The following is a 17,368-nucleotide window of genomic DNA, read 5'->3' on the forward strand; positions in this document are numbered from 1 at the left end:
TCACGGTGGATAAAAAGACATAGCTTCCGGAAGGGAATGAACAACGCGGTGAAAACAGTTTCAGCGAATTTATTCCTATTTGAAAAGCAACTGTGCCATGTGATACAAACTTCTACGCCAAGTCAGGAATTCATGCGCCGTATCGGGAGAAACAAACGACGTAGCCTTGAAACCGGCAGCCTTGAGGTCGTTCACAGCCTTAGTCACACCATCCGGATTCTCCTTGCTTCCGCAACTGATGAAAATGGATGCCACCTGATTCTTATCCTTGATATCGTCCGGTGCATAAGTACCACCGCTCAACAGTCCATAGTAATTGAATACCTCCGGACGGCGCAGAGTAATCAGTTTCGTCTCAAAACCACCCATAGAAAGCCCTGCCATAGCACGGTGCTTCTTGTCGGCTTGTGTACGGAAGTTACTATCAATATAAGGTATCAGTTCGTCTACCAGCACCGTTTCAAACTCCTTAGCCGTGAACTCTCTGATATGTCCAAATTTCACATCATTCGTCATACCATACGTCATTACAATGATGAACGGTTCAATCTTGCCTTCGGCAATCAGGTTGTCCATAATCAGATTCGCATGTCCCTGGTTGGACCATGCCGTTTCATCTTCTCCCCATCCGTGCTGTAAATAGAGAACCGGATACTTCTTCTTATCCTTGCCATAAGTGGGCGGTGTATAAACAAATGCACGACGGTGAGTGTCCGTACTCTTGGAATAGAAATAAACCTGCTGAATATTGCCATGAGGCACTTGTTTCATGGCATAGAAATCTTCGTCATGAGCCGGAATCTCAATGCCGCTTTCCCATCGGCAAGAACCGTAATAATTCTTGGCTCCCGGGTCATTAAACACGCCACCGTCGATAGTGAGGTGGTAATAATGGAATCCCTCGTCCATAGGGCCATCTGTAGTACCCACCCATACACCTTCTTTATCCTTGCGGAGAACTGTACCGCCACGACCACCCAGTCCAAGGCTGACAATGACTGATTTGGCATCAGGAGCAACTACACGGAAGCGGGCATATCCTTGCGAATTAACCATAGGATACTGCTGTCCGGGCTGATTAAGCACAGAAGGACGGAAATCTTCTTTCACCACAGCATTATCGCGTGCCGGATCAAAATCCTTAATGATGCTATAGACACGTTTCGGCTTATAATTTTCATCGTAAGGCAACGGATAATTGCGTGCGCCGAGCCATGAGTCGCGATCGGAAAGATTCCAGAAAGTAACATTGTCTACCACATCCTTATGCTTGCGAAGCACTTTAAACAGGCGAGCATACTGATCTTCCTGAAGCGTTTTCACTACCTGACTGATATTGCCGCCATCACGGCTGAAGTTGAGCTGTCCTCCCATTTCCTGATTGGCACGAATATCCAACTCGGTAATATGAATATGTTTCACTATCGTAGAGTATTTTGTCAAGGCAGCATCTACATCTTCCATGCTCGGACCGTAGACATTGTAATGTCCCTGCATGCCGATACCATCAATGGGCACACCTTCTTCCTTCATGGATTTCACCATATTATAGATACGGTCACGCTTTCCAGGATCGGCAGCATTATAGTCATTATAGAAAAGGAGTACATTAGGGTCGGCCTCACGGGCATAAATAAAGGCTTTCTTAATGAACTCGTCACCGGCAATCTGATAAAGGGGGGAATTACGATATGGACTTGGTTGCTCTCCCATGCCTCGCCGGCCACCCTGCCAGCCACCATCGGAGATAGCTTCGTTCACCACGTCCCACGCATATATCACGTCTTTATAACGTTCCACGATGGCTGTGATGTGGTGCTTCATATTTTGGAACAATTTCTCTTTCGACACAAGATTGCCTTTTTCATCCTTATACATCCACTCTCCTATCTGGGCATGCCACATCAAGCAATGCCCGCGAAGTTTGATACCGTTGCTACGGCAAAAGTTGGCGATCTTGTCGGCATTCTCCCAGTTGAACTGTCCGTAGGCAGGCTCGGTGGGTTGCGGCTTCATGTCGTTTTCTGCCGTAATACTGTTAAAGTCTTTTTTGATAATGGCAATCTGTTCGGGATTTGCGATATTACGCATATTAACAGCCACGCCAATAGAGAAGTAATCTTTATAAGCATCCTTCAATCCTGTTTCGCCGCTTTGTGCGAACCCGTTATTTGCGCCTATGGTAAATGCCAACGCGCAAAGAGAAATTTTGAATAAATGTTTCATCTGATAATTATTTAAAAGGTTTTTCATTGTATATCTATTCATCTACAATTTCATGTATTTTTCCATGCATATCACTCACTAATTGGAAACGGTTACAAAAGAATGCTTTTTTCAGAGAGATTCTTCATATTTGTGTAACACGTTTTTTCGTTTATGTTACCTCCTTTAATAAAAGTGAAGGAAAATGGGTTCTCAAGAGCAATATCGCCACTGAAATGAAGAGATAAAGATGATTGTAATCAAAACGAAACATGCATGACACAAAAACATAACACACATGTCTGAACTTTGCCGCCATTAATTAATCGACTACAACTAATGATTATGAAGAAAAGCGTATTCATGCTGCTCATCACCCTGCTGTCACTGGCAGCAAACGCCCAGACGCCATACCGCAACGAGGACGGAAAGAAGATTGATAAAGAAGAGTTGGAAACAAAGGATTACCTGCCGGAAATACACGGTACTATCCGTACTAAGTTTGAGTATCAGACTGAGATGGCCGCCAGTCGTTTCGAAGTACGCAACGCACGCATCAGCATTACCGGAAATGTATTGCCTATCGTAGCTTATAAAGCGGAAATCGATCTCTCCGATGAAGGACAAATCAAAATGCTGGATGCCTACGCCCGCCTTTTCCCTATAAAAGACCTGACCGTCACCGCAGGACAAATGCGAGTACCATTTACAATCGACGCCCACCGCTCTCCACATCAGCAATATTTCGCTAACCGTTCGTTTATCGCGAAACAAGTTGGTAATGTACGTGACGTTGGTGTTACATTGGGATATAAATTCGGCACAGGAGTACCTGTAACCTTAGAAGGCGGACTCTACAATGGTTCGGGACTGACTAATCAAAAAGAATGGCACAAAGAGGTAAACTATTCCGCCAAAGCACAATTCCTTTTCGCCAAAAAGCTGAATCTGGCTTTAAGTATACAGAGCATCCAGCCACAAGAGGTAAGGATAAACTCGTATGATATCGGTGCTTTCTATGAATTCGGACGCTTCCATATTGAAGGAGAGTATTTGTACAAAACTTATGCAGACAATGCCTATGACAACGTGCATGCCGTAAATAGTTTTATCAATTACGACCTCCCTTTACGAAAAGTATTCAACAAGATGTCCTTTCTGGCACGCTACGACATGATGACCAGCCAAAGCGATGGGAAAGCCATTGATGAAGAAACCGGCGCTTTGACTACCACCGACTACAAACGCCACCGTATAACCGGAGGTATCACTTTCAGCCTCAGCAAAGCATTCCGTACAGACCTCCGGCTGAACTACGAAAAGTATTTCTACGCCAAAAACAGTATTGCCAAAGAGTCTGAACAAGATAAGATTGTATTGGAACTGATGGTGAGGTTCTAACACCTCACATGCACCTGCCAACAACAGGTGCATCCTTACGTCCGGTAAGTACTCTTTGAATCACTCTCATTCATCCTACTTAAACCGTTTCAAACCCTTCTTCTCAAACACCCATTCCGGAGTGTAGAGCTTACCTTCATCATTGTCAGACAGCTCATACCAAGGCGATAATCCACGGTTAGCGGGATTCACCAATATGTGAATCTGTTGAGCCGGCATATAGCTCTGTGCCAGCAGGAACACTTTCTTTCCTGTTTGAGGATAAATCGCCACATCCACTACAATGACTGCGTGCCCCGGTGACCCGCCTTTGATAAACACATCTCCGGGTTGTAAAGATGTATAAGGAACCGAAACAAGTTCTTTCGACAAAGAGGCCGTTCCGGCATACATAAAAACAATATCCAGATATTTACAGAAAGTCTGATAAGAATAATCAGAACCTCCGGATACATACCATTGCGCAACATTCCCATTAACCTTAATGCGATTTCCGTCTGCCCATTTTTTATACTCAGCTTTAAATCCACTCGTAAAATTGAACTGAATTTCATCATAACGTCTCTGCGACCATAAGTATTCTGCACGCAGACGTATTACCGCATCCGCACATTGTTGTAGATCCCGATGCCCTATCTCCATATCCACTACGGCAAATGCTGCAGCCTGATTCCCCTTTTCCTTCCCATTATAGAGCAACACTTTACTCCCCTTCGGCAATAATGGCAACTGGCGTAAATAAGCAGTAAAAGAAGATTGTCCACAAGCCTCCCGCACATATCCCACAGGAGGTGCAATAATAGCTTCAATGTTTTGTGCATTCAATGAGATAACAGAAAACATGTAAACCACGCAAAACAAATATATCTTTTTCATATCAGATTAAGCACTTTAAACGTGAGATAGTAAAAGTAATAATAATTCGGACACAGACTCCATTTATGAATATAAAATTTCAGATATTTCAAAATAATATAGGGAGATAAACACCAAGTCTTAAATACCTCCAGAAACATCTGTGGCGTATCAGAGCCGTACTTGCTCCGTACCCGCTCCGTACTTTCTCCGTGTAGAAGTACCTTTGACCGAAGAATGTACGGAGCAAGTACGGCCCTGATACGATTCGGGTACGGAACAGATATAAAAGAAACACATCACAACGAAAGCATGAATTGTATAAAAAAAGAGAGACTTTCTAAACTTTTCCATACAAAACTTGATTATTTGCCCGAAAAATCATATATTTGAGTAAATAACTCAGAGCTTATGGCAAATCCGATTCTTCCTGGTATATCAGAAGCTGAACAAGAACTGTTGTACAAGAAACTAAACGAATACAATCAGGGAAGAACCTCTTACAAAGAGGCAGGTGCTTATCTGGTTGTACTGCCCCGTCCGGAGTCTCCCCGTTACTCCTTATGGGTGTATTCCCCTCTTCCCGAACGCCAGTCCATCTTTTACGTCCAGGACCTCTCTACAGACATCCATGAAAGTCTGCGAGCGGCAAGCAGCCTATGTTATTATTCTCCACGTTGCATTCTGCTAGTAGAATACAATGTCAAACGCATGCAGAGTAAGGGAGACGACATTATCTCTTTCGGAAAGTATCATGGACATTTCCTGCACGAAATCTTCCGTATCGATCCGGCATATGTGAGTTGGATTGCTTATAAATTTACTCCACGTATACCAAAACAGGAACGCTTCGTACAGATAGCACAAGTATATCATTCCGTCCATCTGGATATTCAGAAGCGGCAGGCACATCAGAAATATTCTACCAGCCGTTTTCTGGGAAAAGAAGGGGATAAAGTGAAAGAACTGACACTGAAAGTGCTCCGTGTCCGGCTGGAAGACGATCCTTACAAAACCACCGTGAAAGGAACGACTCCTTATTTCTATGTCCGGCAGATACTGACTTTGGAAGACCCTATCGGCAATCTCGTCACTTTCCGGATCAGCTCGCGTACGGCAAGCCGGGAATCGTGCCAGGTACCCGCTACGGAGCACGCTTTCGAGCCCGGAGAATCGGTATATATTGCCTCGGCACGCATCTCTTGTACCTTTACTTCGGGAAACAAGCAATACACCCGCCTCAATTATGTCAAGTTTAAATAAACTTAAAAGATAGAGCGGTATTATTCCTATTAAAAACATTCGTCCTTTCTTTGTCGGCAGAAAAGGGGGTGCTATAAAAATAGCTGAGATTATACCCAATGAACCTGATACGGTTAGTACCGTCGAAGGGAATTTTCTTTCTATATTCTACTATTCGTTTATACTACTATCCCTTTCTGTAAGTATAATTTCTAAATTCAGAGTTTGAATGTTTGACGTACAATTCATTACGCATTTTACGGCATCCATTTCTTATTCGGACTCCGCACGCATAGCCCTTGAAGGGGGTTGCCGCTGGGTTCAGCTTCGGATGAAGGATGCTTCTTCAGAAGAGCTGAAAGCCACAGCCATGCAAGTGCAGGAACTCTGCCGCCAATACGGAGCCACGTTCATCATTGATGACCACGTGGAACTGGTGAAACAGATTGGCGCGGACGGTGTCCACTTAGGAAAACTGGATATGCCGATAAAAGAAGCAAGGGAAAGGCTGGGCAAAGATTTCATTATTGGCGGAACAGCCAACACGTTCGAGGACATCCGGCAACATGCCGCTGATGGCGCCGACTACATCGGTTGCGGCCCTTTCCGCTTCACAACTACCAAACAAAAGTTATCACCCATTCTGGGGCTGGACGGTTATCATTCCATCCTGACGCAAATGCACGAAGAAGGAATAACAATTCCTGTCGTTGCCATCGGTGGAATCACACGTGAGGACATCCCATCCCTGAAAGCATCAGGACTGAGCGGAATAGCATTGAGCGGCGGTATTCTAAAAGCTGAGAATCCGGTACGTGAAATGGAAACAATTATACGACTGACCCAATAGCAATCAATTAGCGAACCATGGAAGATAAAACAAAAATTACTTATCCCGAATCCGAGAAAGTCTATATGCAGGGGCAACTCCATCCTTATCTGAAAGTTGGGATGCGAAAAGTGAACCTTACCCCTACCGTAATAGTGGAAAACGGGAAAAAAGTTATGACGGAGAATGCACCCGTCTACATATATGATACAAGCGGCGCATACAGTGATCCGGAACAGAAGGTAGATTTAAAGAAAGGTTTGCCACGCCTCCGCGAACCGTGGATACAGGAACGGGATGTAGAACGGTTGACGGAAATCAGCTCCGAATATGGAAAGATGCGTCTGGCAGACAAAAGTCTTGACTCCCTCCGTTTTGATCATATCACTTTGCCCTATCGCGCCAAAGCAGGCAAGCAGATTACGCAGATGTACTATGCCAAACAGGGTATCATAACACCGGAAATGGAGTATGTAGCCATCCGTGAGAATATGAACTGCCAAGAGTTGGGTATAGAAACTTACATCACACCTGAGTTTGTGCGTGATGAAATTGCGGCAGGACGTGCCGCCTTACCCGCCAACATCAACCATCCCGAAGCAGAACCTATGATTATCGGTTCAAAGTTCCTCGTAAAGATTAATACGAATATCGGAAATTCAGCTACCTCTTCCACGATTGAAGAAGAAGTGGAAAAGGCCGTCTGGAGTTGCAAATGGGGTGGAGATACGCTGATGGACTTATCTACAGGAGAGAATATTCACGAGACACGGGAATGGATTATCCGGAATTGTCCTGTTCCGGTAGGTACGGTTCCCATGTATCAGGCAATGGAGAAAGTACACGGAAAGGCGGAAAACCTTACCTGGGAGCTATTTAAGGATACCCTGATCGAACAGTGCGAGCAAGGGGTAGATTATTTTACAATCCACTGCGGCATCCGCCTGAAGAATATTCATTATGCCAATGACCGCCTTTGCGGAATGGTGAGCCGGGGAGGAAGCATTATCTCCCAATGGTGTAAAATCCATCAGAAAGAGAGTTTCCTGTATGAGCATTTCGATGATATATGCGATATATGCACACAATATGATGTGGCACTTTCATTAGGTGACGGTTTGCGTCCGGGAGCTATCCGTGATGCGAACGACCGGGCACAATTTGCGGAACTGGATACGATGGGAGAACTGGTAGAACGCGCCTGGGCAAAAAATGTACAGGCATTCATCGAAGGTCCGGGACACGTACCCATGCATAAGATCAGGGAAAATATGGACCGACAGATTGAGAAATGCCACGGAGCACCGTTCTATACTCTCGGTCCACTGGTTACAGATATTGCACCGGGATATGATCACATCACAAGTGCCATTGGCGCAGCACAAATCGGTTGGTACGGAACAGCGATGCTTTGCTATGTGACACCCAAAGAACATCTTGCATTACCGCAGAAAGAAGATGTACGCGTAGGAGTGGTAACTTACAAAATTGCCGCACACGCCGCAGACCTTGCCAAAGGCCATCCGGGTGCCGAAGTACGTGACGATGCCTTAAGCAAAGCCCGCTATGAATTCCGCTGGAAAGACCAGTTCAATCTGAGTCTTGATCCGGAACGCGCCTTGCAATATTACAAGGAAGCCAACCACCTGAACGGGAAGTATTGCACCATGTGCGGGCCCAACTTCTGTGCCATGCGCATCAGCCAACGACTGAGAGATTGTGATTATGAATAAGCTACGAGTTACAAGCTACGAGCTACAAGTGCTCTGCAGTTTCATAGCGCAGCCACTCGTAGCTTGTAGCTCGTAACTTGTAACTTGTAGTTTGTAACTATTACTTTTTAAACTTATAAGAAAATGATTGAAACAAAAGTATCCAAAGGTATCATCAGTACCTATTTTGAGAAATTAGAGAGAAATCTTGATCTGGACGTTGCCATTGTAGGTGGTGGTCCGTCGGGCATAGTAGCCGCTTATTATCTGGCAAAGGCCGGGTTGAAAGTAGCGCAGTTCGACCGTAAGCTTGCCCCCGGCGGCGGAATGTGGGGCGGTGCCATGATGTTCAACCAGATTGTGATTCAGGAAGAAGCGATTGACATTGTAAAGGAATTCAATATCAACCACGAGGAATATGAGGACGGCTTATATGTGATGGACTCTGTAGAGAGTACCTCTGCATTGCTTTATCATGCCGTACATGCCGGAGCCACCGTATTCAACTGCTATTCCGTAGAAGATGTTATCTTCAAGAATAATACGGTAAGCGGAGTAGTGGTAAACTGGACTCCCGTATTACGCGAAGGCATGCACGTGGACCCGCTAAACATCCTTGCAAAGATAGTAATAGACGGAACAGGCCATGACAGCGAAATAGCCGCTACCGTAGCCCGCAAGAATGGCAGTCGCCTGGCAACCGAAACCGGTGGTGTAATTGGCGAACGTTCACTGGATGTAATTGCAGGAGAGGAAGAGGTTGTAAACGGTACGAAGGAAATCTATCCGGGACTTTACGTTTGCGGCATGGCTGCTTCCGCCGTTTCGGGCACTCCGCGTATGGGACCGATCTTTGGAGGAATGTTGATGTCCGGTAAAAAGGTAGCTGAGGAAATTATCGCGAAGCTGAAGAAGTAATTTCCCAGAAACCACTATTTATCAAGGTGGGCAATTTTTTCACCACAGATTTAATCTGTGGTGATCTTTGGCATACTCTTGTATAGACTTATCCTGCAATCTTTTTCAGCCTCCTGAAATGAGCAAGCAACTCTTCGGCATCTTTCCACGTATGGTAACGGTTCCAGATATCTCCTAATAAAGCTGCACCACCAAAGCCAAGAGACTTTATTTCCACAAGGTTCACCTCACTTATTCCGCCTAAGGCTACTACCTTTTCATGGATGACTCCGCTTTCCTGTGCTTGTTTCAACTCATCCTTTGAATATCCCGAGCGATATCCCTGTTTGGAAATGCTATCGTAAACAGGACTCATAAGCACATAATTGAATAGGGAGACTGTACTTTCCACTTCTTCCAAGCTATGGCAGGCACGACTCAGTATTCCCTCATAATTTGCAGGTGCCTCCGGATGACGGGAATTCAAGTGAATTCCGCCTAGAAGATATTTATCTTTCAAAGAAAAGAAATCATGAATGACAATCCGGGTTCTATATTCCGGAGCAATACCTTGCAGCAGATTTTCTACCGCATGAACATCCGCATCCGGTTTGCGTACATGCAGCAAGTCCAGTCCGGCTTTGAATAACTCAGTGACGATGCGTGCTTCATCCGGAATAAAATCCGGAGAGGTGATAATAATCAGTTTCATTTTTCTATCCTTCATTTACCGGATGCGTCGGAAACGGGAAATGCCACAAAGGACCATTCCCCTGCCCTATACGTAAATTCTTCCCGGCTTCAATAGCACAGGAAATGTATTCTTTGGCCTGTTCCACTGCTTCATACAAGGATGATCCTTGCGCCAGAAAAGTGGCAATGGCGGATGAAAGCGTGCATCCCGTACCGTGCAGGTTGGCGGAATGAATACGCCTGCCACCAAAGATATTCAGTTCTTTTCCGTCATAAAGTACATCGCACATTTCATGACCGGTCAGATGACCTCCTTTAATAAGAAAAGCACAGTGATATTTTTCGAATAACCGGCATGCGGCATCCTCCATTTCATCAATCGTCTGAACCGGTTGTTGCAACAATACTTCTGTTTCGTGCAGATTAGGAGTTACGAGAGTTACTTTCGGAATCAACTTAGTACGAATGGCTTCCAATGCCTCATCCGTCATCAGACTATGCCCGCTGGTAGAAACCATCACCGGATCGAAAACCACTTTCCGGGGAGAATAGCGACGCAGTATCCGTACTATTTCATAGATAATCTCTACGTTTCCGGTCATACCTATTTTAATGGCATCCGGTTGCAAGTCTTCCATCACCGCCTGCATCTGTTGGCCTACCAGCTCTGCCGCAATAGGATGAACGGCTTGCACACCCAATGTATTCTGCACTGTAATGGCTGTGATGGCAGTAGCTGCATAACCTCCAAGTGCCGAGATAGCTTTTATATCTGCCTGTATACCCGCGCCACCGGAACTGTCGGAACCGGCAACGGAAAGAACGATTGCTTTCTTATCCATAAACCAAATTACAACTTTATAACATTCCCTGTACGACTACTCTCCCATGCCGCCTCAATCAGGTGGATAACGCCAAGCACTCCGCACGCATCACTTTGCAACACTTCGCCATTCCGGATATGCTGATAAATATTCTCATAAAAAGCAGCGTAGTTTCCGGGAAGGGTCGGATAAGGTTTCCGCACCACATTACCATCTTTTTCCGTATGGAGTATTCCCCATTGGGATTCATCCTCTTCTCCCCAATGCGGGGTATCCGGCAACATACCTTTAGTCAGATCTGCCTCTTGAGGATCAAGACCATACTTCACATAAGAGCCTTCCGTTCCATGAAGAACAAAGCGAGGTTCATTCTCACACATCAGATAGCTGGCTTTCAAGGTGATTTTCACTTCCGGCATCCGGGCAGGTTTCATCAGATGGATGATAAAATAATCATCTACTTTACCACCGGTACGTAAAGTTGCAATATCAGCAAATACAGCTTCGGGCATGCCAAATAGTTGAACAGCCTGGTCGATGACATGGGCACCCAGATTATAAGTCAGACCACCACCATTCTCGCCGGTTTCTTTCCAAGTGTTCGGCTTGATGAAATTCCGGTAGCGAGGAAAGGTTGATTCAAATTCGACCAGACGGCCTAACAATCCTTGAGTCAATATTTCTTTCACGGTCAGGAAATCACAATCCCAACGACGATTCTGGTAAACACTTAAGGTCAGTTCTTTTTCCGCAGCAAGAGCTACGAGTTCTTCACCTTCCTCTACAGTAGTGGTGAAAGGTTTTTCAACGATAACATGTTTTCCGGCTTCGAGAGCACGACGGGCATATTCGTAATGGAAACTGTCAGGGGTGTTCACTACCACTAACTCCAGTTCTTCCACTCCTATCAATTCATCAAAACTACGCACAATACGGGATTGCGGATACTTCGCCCGTGACAATTCTTTACTACGCTCAGTGACAGCAGTCAACTCAAAATGAGGATTTGTGGAAATAAAAGGAGCATGAAACACTTGTCCCGACATTCCAAAGGCAGCCAATCCGGTTCTTATCTTATCCATATCTTTCATTTTTTCTTTCGGCAAAACTAATGAATTTATCATTATTTGCTTCATGAAGCAACGATAATATCAAAATCTCCAATCCAAAAATCAATTCTGACTATATACTTCGACTGGAAACAGGTATTTTTGCCACACGCATTATGTAGATTGAATACCATATTTATATTGAATACCATGAAGAAATTAGCTTTTTTAGCCTGTCTACTCCCCATTCTATGGGCGGCATGTAGCAGCACTGCAACCACCCGCAAAGAATCCGGTGAATGGGCAAAAGTCCCCGAAATCCTGAAGAACATTGTTCCGCCCACTTTTCCGGACAGTATATATGACGTAACTGCCTACGGGGCAAAAAACGATACGAGTTTTGACAGCCGACCTGCCATATTGGAAGCCATCAATCAATGTAATACAAATGGCGGCGGCACCGTTCTCATCCCTGCCGGAAACTATTTCAGCAAAGGCGCCATCCTGCTGAAAAGTAATGTAAACCTGCACGTTGCGGAAGGCGCACGTCTGGAATTCTCGACCGTGGCCTCTGACTATCTCCCCATGGTATTGACCAAATGGGAAGGAACGGAATGTTTCAACTACTCCCCTTTCATCTATGCCTACCAGTGCACCAATGTCGCCCTGACCGGCAAAGGCACGATTGACGGCAACGGAGCTGTAACTTTCAATGGTTGGCACGCCCTGCAAGGTCCCTCCTTGGATCGCTTGCGCCAGATGGGTATAGATTCCATCCCGGTATACGAACGCGTATTCGGAGAGGGATATTACCTGCGCCCGTGCATGATACAATTCTACGGCTGCAAGAATGTACTTGTAGAAGATGTACAGATATACGATTCTCCGTTCTGGATTATCCATCCTGTATTCTGCGACAATGTCACCGTACGCAATGTATATATAGACAGTAACAACTACAACAACGATGGTTGTGATCCGGAATCAAGCACGAACGTACTGATTGAGAACATGGACTTCAATGTGGGAGATGATGGCATCGCCATAAAATCAGGACGCGACCAGGACGGCTGGCGCATCGGCCAAGCCACGGAAAATGTGATTATCCGTAACTGCCACTTCGCCCGGTGGGCCATTACCATCGGTAGTGAAATGTCCGGTGGCGTACGGAACATCTTTATCGAGGATTGCAAGATAGACAGTTGCCGCAATGGTATTTACTTCAAATCAAATCTGGACCGTGGCGGTTACTTTGAAAATCTGAACATGCGCCGGATAGAAGCGGACGTCTGCCTGTGGGGAGTGATTAATTTCCGTACGAACTACCACGGATACCGCGGTGGAAATCATCCGACACTCTTCCGCAATATCTGCATAGAAGATGTAACTTGCAACCGCGTGGACAGCGTAGCACTCATGGCAAACGGATTACCGGAAGCTAAACTTTATAATATCACCCTGCGGAACATAAAGGTAAAACAGGCACCGAAAGCCATACAGATGGACAATGTAGTGAACTTAACGCTCGAAAACGTAGAGGTGAACGGTAAGCAGATTACTTCCGCTGAGCAAACTGATTAACAGCAGAAAGGATTATATCCCCATGTCCGGAACATGGGGATATTTCATTTATTCTTATTCAACTTAATAAACTCACTCGGAGTAATTCCAAACTGCTTCATGAAACATGAGGTAAAATATGAAGTGGTAGAAAACCCTAAACTCTCAGCAACTTCATTGATCCGAAGATCACCTTTAGCCAACATTTCGGCAGCCTTCTTTAATCGGCATAAACGGATAAAGTCATTAGGCGCCAAAGAAGTGATGGCTTTCACTTTTCTATAAAGGGTCGATACGCTCATATTCATATATTCAGCCAGGCTTTCAACCGACAAACAGGAATCAGACAAATTATTCATCACATAATCATTCATCTTTCCAATAAACTTCTCATCTATACTGTTAGACGCAACACTTATGAGATGTGCATGAGGTGAGCGGACAAATGTAGAACGGATAAGCTCTCTGTTAGCTAAAAGATTTGAAACCTGAGCCAGTAAATGCTCTGTAGAGAACGGCTTCTCTATATAAGCATCAGCTTTCGATTCCAGTACATCAATATGGGCCTGTAAAGAAACTTTTGCTGTTAATACAATAATAGGAATATGACAATATTTTATATTTGTTTTGACAGACTTACACAATTCAATTCCATCCATCACCGGCATCATCAAATCACTAATAATCAGCGATACTACATGACTTTCCAATATTTCCAATGCTTGTTTCCCATTATCGGCAACCAACACATTATATTGTGGGGTTAGTTCTTCACAAACAAACTGACGCAATTCCACTTCATCATCAACCACCAGTACATTATACATACTCTTATGCATATAGTCTTTATTTCCTTCTACAGAAGAGGTTTCCTTATAAAAAGGAGAATGTCCCGGCTCTGCAACATCATGCTGTTCCAAGGGTAAATCAAGCACAAAGGAATTCATCTCAGTAATGGAATTATCAAGATAAAAAGCGCCATTATGCATCTCGGCCAGTGATTTAGCTAAAGGCAACCCTAATCCGGAACCTTTTGCCGGTACTCTTGCATCTTCTCCGAAATACTGGAAAAAAGGTTTAAAGATGTCTGTTGTCACATCTTTAGGGATTCTGTCTCCATCATTGTTCACCCTAATCCGAACAATAGAATTGTCTTCTTTCTGTATACTCACTAAAGATACCTCAACAATATGGTCACAGAATTTAATCGCATTGTTCAACATATTACTTAATATCTTTATCAAAGCCTCTTTATCAGCTATTATTTCACATTCCTCATCAGGCATGGAAAAATGAAAATCAATGCATCTCGTTTGAGCTATCGGAGTAAAACGGCTATAAGTCTCTTCAAGTAGTTGTTTGATATCCAGTTTTACAAAACTCATCAAGAAGGTAGAAGATTCTATCTTTCTGAAATCAAGTAGCTGATTTACCAGATCGAGCAAACGCTGAGTATTCTTACTCATAACAGCTATATTTTCATTCTCAGCAAGTTTCTTTTCTCCCGACTTTATTATACGGTTCAGTGACCCCATTATCAATGTCAAAGGGGTTCTTATTTCATGAGTAATATTTGTAAAGAAACTAATCTTAGCCTGAAGAATTTCCTTATACTTCTCGTTCTGTAACATTTCTATCTGATGTCGTTCCTTCTCTTTGAGTTTTCTTCTGTATCTGATGAAAAACCAAGTAAATGTAGTAAAGATAATAAGAACATACAAGAAATACGCAAACGGCATACTCCAGAATGGAGGTTTTACAATGACAGCCAATGAAGAAGCTTCGCCAGTCCATGTTCCGCTTTCTCTTGAAGCTTGTACACGAAGGGTGTATTTCCCCGGTGGTAACTTTGTATAATACAATTTCTTAGGTCCTTGACTAACAATCCATTCATGATCTAACCCTTCAAGCTTATATCTATACCATACATCCTGAGAAATAGAATAAGTAGGTATAGCAAAATCAATACTAAAAGTAGACTGATCATAACGCAATGTTATTTTATCTGTAAAAATAATCGATTGTTTCAAAGGAGAATCCGGTTGATAGGTCTCTATTTCTTTATTAAATAACTGAAAACCTGTAAAGAATACTTTTAATGGTTCTAATGCCTTTATAAAATTCTCAGGCGAGAAAGCTATCATTCCTTTCAATGAGCCAAAATAAATATTGCCTATTCGATCCTGATAGCCGGAATTATAATTAAATTGATCTATCGGCAATCCATTCAACGTTGTAAACCTGCTTAAAGCTTTCTGCTCAGGATCATAATGCAATAAGCCATTCGAAGTAGTTACCCATAACATTCCTGTGGCATCCTCTATAATCTGATAAATAATTTGCCCGGAATAATCCAGTTTTGATAAAGTCTGAGTAAATGTCCCATCTGTCCTGTCATAAAGAAAAAGGCCGTTTCCTTCAGTACCAATCCATAAACGCTTCCGGGAATCTTCGAAGATAGTAGTGATATAGTTACTTATGAATGGCATTGTCTTAACTGTTATCTTCTCATGTATCCCATTATATTTGAATGCAAACAATCCTCTCCCCATTGTAACAACCCATAAAGTATGATCTAAATCCTCATAAATGGAATGTACAAGTCCCCAGTCCAGTTGCGGAACAATTTCAAATCTATTCTTTGACTCTACATAGCGGTATAACCCTCCCATTGTACCAACCAATATTTCATTAAAAGAAGTCTTCCTGAAACAAACGATCCCATTAACCAATAATCCGGAACCAGTATTCTCACTACAGAAATGATTGATTATATTTTGCGACTTCAAATCAAACAGGTAGATACCACTATCAAAAGTTCCAATCCATATCATATTCTTATCAACCAACAAGCATTGTATATTTTTGGATATGGGACGTCCATCCCATTTCAGATTAGTCAACGCCCTGAATACTTTTGTCTTGGTATCAAAATAGCATAACCCTCCATCTTCAGTTCCTACCCATAAATTTCCTTCCACATCCGGATGAATTTCACGAATAACATTTGCCTTTATACTTCCTTTTTCATCTTTCGGCAGATACTTATCAAACAATGTATTATTACTCGACAAGTAATTCACACCACCAAAAAAAGTCCCTACCCAAATACCTTCTTCACGGTCTTTCAACAACATATGAACAGCATTATCAGAAAGCGAATAAGCATCATTATACGACTTCTGTAAATGATCAATAAATCCCAAGTCCAATTGATAGATATGAATGCCTGACTCTGTACCAAACCAGAATTCATCTTTATTCCGTTGAATAGCCGTATGGATATAAATAGGATTATTCTGAGAATCATTACTAAACAAGACTTTAACTTCACCATTGTTAGGGGAAAAACGCCTGGCCCCAATACGATCTGTAGTCACAACTAAGTCTCCATTACTACATTCCAGAATCCGATAAAGTAGAATATGTTTTGTTTTCTCTTCTTTTGTCAATATAGGATAAGACGAAAACTCCATGCGTTGAGGATTAAACAAATAGATATTACCATCCAGACCCAATACCCACACACTACCGGACTGAGTCACTGTTATCCCTGTAGGCACAAAGAAATCAGATGCAGGAAAAAACTTATGATTTCCATTTTTTACATCCAAGCAATATATGCCCTTGGAATTTATAACCCAAAGGTTTCCCTGCTTGTCAAAAACTAAATTATCTATTAAACCTTCAATTGTCAGGTCAGCACTGACAAACGGAGCAAAAGTATCCTTCTCCGGATTGTAAGTACATAAACCATCTGAAGTCCCTAACCAGAGAGAACCATCCGGTGCTTCCGCCAGAGCAAGAACTGTATTGTTGGGAAGAGAATTGGACTGTTCCGGATCGGCCACATAGTTCTTAAACTTTGTACCATCGAACCGATTCAGACCAACTTTCGTACCAAACCACAGGAAACCTCTACGATCTTGAACTGCACAGAAAACAGTTTGCTGAGAAAGCCCATTCTCTTTGTCATATCGCTTAAAATAATAGTTTTCGGCAAAAAGGTTAGTTACTACCAAAGAGAGAAAAATTAGTAATAACGCTATTTCTTTTTTCTTTATGAGCATAACTATACAATATGATTCATTGAAAGTGATC

Annotated in this window: 12 protein-coding genes and 1 riboswitch; of the genes, 6 read left to right on the forward strand and 6 right to left on the reverse strand. The window is 43.2% G+C overall.

Going from position 1 to position 17,368, the window contains the following annotated elements; all coding sequences use genetic code 11:
* Window positions 1–75: 75 nt before the first annotated feature.
* A complete protein-coding gene (gene xyn10D/fae1, locus BN161_RS19440; RefSeq protein ID WP_044269514.1) occupies window positions 76–2,226 on the reverse strand; it encodes a bifunctional endo-1,4-beta-xylanase/feruloyl esterase in 2,151 nt (716 codons plus the stop codon).
* A gap of 324 nt (window positions 2,227–2,550) precedes the next feature.
* On the opposite strand from xyn10D/fae1, the gene BN161_RS19445 reads away from it, so the two are divergent.
* Window positions 2,551–3,606, forward strand: a complete 1,056-nt coding sequence (locus tag BN161_RS19445; RefSeq protein ID WP_044269515.1) for a porin — start codon at window positions 2,551–2,553, stop codon at window positions 3,604–3,606.
* A gap of 75 nt (window positions 3,607–3,681) precedes the next feature.
* Here the strand turns inward: BN161_RS19445 and BN161_RS19450 are convergent, their stop codons facing one another.
* Window positions 3,682–4,449, reverse strand: a complete 768-nt coding sequence (locus tag BN161_RS19450) for a DUF4846 domain-containing protein (protein ID WP_244436564.1) — start codon at window positions 4,447–4,449, stop codon at window positions 3,682–3,684.
* Between the two features lie 423 nt (window positions 4,450–4,872).
* On the opposite strand from BN161_RS19450, the gene BN161_RS19455 reads away from it, so the two are divergent.
* From BN161_RS19455 to BN161_RS19470, 4 genes are all read left to right on the forward strand, one after another.
* The gene (locus BN161_RS19455; RefSeq protein ID WP_044269485.1) at window positions 4,873–5,724 is read left to right on the forward strand and encodes an exodeoxyribonuclease X C-terminal domain-containing protein; all 852 of its coding nucleotides are present in this window, start codon (window positions 4,873–4,875) and stop codon (window positions 5,722–5,724) included.
* A 54-nt stretch (window positions 5,725–5,778) separates the two neighbouring features.
* Window positions 5,779–5,873: riboswitch (TPP riboswitch) on the forward strand.
* A gap of 59 nt (window positions 5,874–5,932) precedes the next feature.
* On the forward strand, window positions 5,933–6,553 hold the full coding sequence (locus BN161_RS19460) for a thiamine phosphate synthase (RefSeq protein ID WP_044269486.1): 621 nt from the start codon (window positions 5,933–5,935) through the stop codon (window positions 6,551–6,553).
* A 17-nt stretch (window positions 6,554–6,570) separates the two neighbouring features.
* Window positions 6,571–8,265 (forward strand): phosphomethylpyrimidine synthase ThiC, encoded by a 1,695-nt coding sequence (gene thiC / locus BN161_RS19465; protein ID WP_044269487.1) that lies wholly within the window; start codon window positions 6,571–6,573, stop codon window positions 8,263–8,265.
* A gap of 123 nt (window positions 8,266–8,388) precedes the next feature.
* Window positions 8,389–9,162: a sulfide-dependent adenosine diphosphate thiazole synthase gene (locus BN161_RS19470; protein WP_044269488.1), complete on the forward strand. Its 774-nt coding sequence runs from the start codon at window positions 8,389–8,391 to the stop codon at window positions 9,160–9,162.
* Between the two features lie 88 nt (window positions 9,163–9,250).
* On the opposite strand, the gene BN161_RS19475 is transcribed toward BN161_RS19470, so the two are convergent.
* Genes BN161_RS19475 through BN161_RS19485 form a run of 3 tightly spaced genes read right to left on the reverse strand, consistent with a single transcriptional unit; the run spans window position 9,251 to window position 11,740 of the window.
* Entirely contained in the window at window positions 9,251–9,853 is a 603-nt protein-coding gene (locus BN161_RS19475) for a thiamine phosphate synthase (protein WP_044269489.1), read from the reverse strand.
* A gap of 4 nt (window positions 9,854–9,857) precedes the next feature.
* Window positions 9,858–10,676: a bifunctional hydroxymethylpyrimidine kinase/phosphomethylpyrimidine kinase gene (thiD, locus tag BN161_RS19480; protein WP_044269490.1), complete on the reverse strand. Its 819-nt coding sequence runs from the start codon at window positions 10,674–10,676 to the stop codon at window positions 9,858–9,860.
* An 8-nt stretch (window positions 10,677–10,684) separates the two neighbouring features.
* Window positions 10,685–11,740: a Gfo/Idh/MocA family oxidoreductase gene (locus BN161_RS19485; RefSeq protein ID WP_044269516.1), complete on the reverse strand. Its 1,056-nt coding sequence runs from the start codon at window positions 11,738–11,740 to the stop codon at window positions 10,685–10,687.
* 177 nt (window positions 11,741–11,917) lie between these two features.
* Between BN161_RS19485 and BN161_RS19490 the strand changes: the two genes are divergently transcribed.
* Entirely contained in the window at window positions 11,918–13,288 is a 1,371-nt protein-coding gene (locus BN161_RS19490; protein ID WP_044269517.1) for a glycoside hydrolase family 28 protein, read from the forward strand.
* 44 nt (window positions 13,289–13,332) lie between these two features.
* On the opposite strand, the gene BN161_RS19495 is transcribed toward BN161_RS19490, so the two are convergent.
* The gene (locus tag BN161_RS19495) at window positions 13,333–17,337 is read right to left on the reverse strand and encodes a hybrid sensor histidine kinase/response regulator transcription factor (RefSeq protein ID WP_081743748.1); all 4,005 of its coding nucleotides are present in this window, start codon (window positions 17,335–17,337) and stop codon (window positions 13,333–13,335) included.
* Window positions 17,338–17,368: the final 31 nt, after the last annotated feature.

This window comes from Bacteroides timonensis (assembly GCF_000513195.1).
Lineage (GTDB): Bacteria > Bacteroidota > Bacteroidia > Bacteroidales > Bacteroidaceae > Bacteroides > Bacteroides timonensis.